Origin of the sequence: Mycobacterium sp. (assembly GCF_050701675.1) — a bacterium.
Classification (GTDB): domain Bacteria; phylum Actinomycetota; class Actinomycetes; order Mycobacteriales; family Mycobacteriaceae; genus Mycobacterium.
Window position 1 is genome coordinate 1 of the sequence record NZ_JBOGDD010001181.1, and the last position, 1,737, is coordinate 1,737.

The 1,737-nt window shown below is 65.5% G+C and carries 2 protein-coding genes and 1 pseudogene; 1 reads left to right on the plus strand and 2 read right to left on the minus strand.

Annotated features, from left to right (window positions below):
- Nucleotides 1–541: pseudogene (locus ACRDUX_RS36675) on the minus strand (peptidase M42); the annotation flags it as partial.
- Nucleotides 542–721: 180 nt separating this feature from the next.
- Here ACRDUX_RS36675 and ACRDUX_RS36680 point away from each other — a divergent pair.
- Nucleotides 722–925 carry a hypothetical protein gene (locus tag ACRDUX_RS36680; protein WP_526421753.1) on the plus strand — a complete coding sequence of 68 codons (204 nt, stop codon included), beginning with the start codon at nucleotides 722–724 and terminating at the stop codon, nucleotides 923–925.
- 48 nt (nucleotides 926–973) lie between these two features.
- Here the strand turns inward: ACRDUX_RS36680 and ACRDUX_RS36685 are convergent, their stop codons facing one another.
- Complete coding sequence (locus ACRDUX_RS36685; protein ID WP_526421755.1) at nucleotides 974–1,531, minus strand: type 1 glutamine amidotransferase domain-containing protein; 558 nt, start codon at nucleotides 1,529–1,531, stop codon at nucleotides 974–976.
- Nucleotides 1,532–1,737: the final 206 nt, after the last annotated feature.

Sequence of the window (1,737 nt, forward strand, 5' to 3'; positions counted from 1 at the left end):
TCCCCGGACGAATCCCCGCGGCCGCACATTCCTGTTGCGTGCGGCCGGTGAAGACGTAGACGTGGTTCCAGTCCAGCGCCTTGTCACCGCCCTGGTCGGGTTTGGTCTGCCAGATGCGCTCGCTCTCCTCGGTGGTGTGTTCCGAGCCCAGCGACAGGACTCCGACAATGGTCTTTCGGTCGCCCAGCACCGCGACCGGTCCAAGGCCGAAGTTCCCCGGATACATCGTGCCGAGCGGCGTCAGATGCAGGGTTCCGTCCGGCTCGCAACGCTTGACGAGCATCGACAGCTCGTCAAGATGCGCTGTCACTCGCACCGCTCGGTTCCCGTCAGCCCCGGGTGGCTGGTCGCCCGCGTCGGGATCGGCGCCCCTAATCAAGCCGATCAGGTTGCCGCCGCCGTCGATCCACGTCTCGTCGACGTAGGGCTCGAGTTCGCGGCGGCAGACGTCACGCACCCCTTCTTCCTGGCCGCATGGACCATAGGTCCACAACAGCTCCTGCAGGAGCTCCCGGTACGACTCGTCACGTGACTCGGGCACGGTGTTGTCTCCGATCCTCGGCGCGCTGCGAGTACCCGATCTGGTCGTTTTCCACTCAATCGGCGCCGCGGCTGGGCGAACCGCAGACGTCGGCGCGGTCGTCACGGAGGCATCCCAACCGTCCAGGGTGACGTCGACGCCGCCACAGAAACGCTTTCAAGGTTCAGCGAGAGCACCACCGTGTCTGAGTTCTACGCCTTCGACGACGACAATCGCGCCCATGATGGGAGCGTGACGGTGAACAGGTCCGCCCCGCCGGGAGCTACGGGGAGCGCGACCAGCGCGCTGGGAAGGCGATGCAGCGGCAGCACGAAGTCGGCGCAACCGGTGGCGATGGCACTCGAGGGCGTGGCGGCCCTCGACGCCATCCGGCACAAAGACTGACCCACCGGATTCGGGCGAATCCGCACGCAGGGCGATGCGCGCCGATGCTCAGGTGCGAGCCGGAATGTTCGCGAAGTGATCGGTGATCGCCTGGCAGAACGCGGGCAGATCTTCCGGTGAGCGGCTGGTGATGAGATTGCCGTCGATGCAGACCTCCTGGTCGACCACGGTTGCGCCGGCATTGCGCAGGTCGGTGCGCACGCTGGGATACGACGTGAGTGTCCGACCGCGGACGACGTCGGCCTCCACCAGCGTCCACGGCCCGTGGCAGATCGCGGCGACCGGTTTGCCCGAGCGGACGAAGTCACGGACGAAGGCCACCGCCGATTCGTCGAGCCGCAAGTTGTCTGGGTTGACGGTGCCGCCGGGCAGCACCAGCGCATCGAATTGGTCGACGCGGGCCTCGGACACCGGACGGTCTACCGAAAAGGCGCCTGCCGGTTCGAGATCGTGATTGCGCGCCTGGATCTCACCCGCCTTCACCGAGAGCAGTTCCACCTGTCCGCCAGCGTCTTGGACGGCGGCACGGGGTTGTTCGAGTTCCACCTTCTCGACGCCGTCCGCGGCCAAGATGGCAATCGTGCGGCCTTGCATTTCGTTGGGCACCGGATGCTCCTCTCTTCGTCTCATTCATGTGTACGTCTCGTTGATGACTACCCGCCCGGGGCGCATCAAACCCACGTCAAGTGCCCCGTGCCGAGTCCATCCGCGAAATTGCCGTTCCAGGAGCCGGTTGCACGAAGACAGCTCGGTGTCCGATCACCTCGACAGCGGTTGGAGCGCGCTGGTTCTTCCTGAAATCAATGAATCGT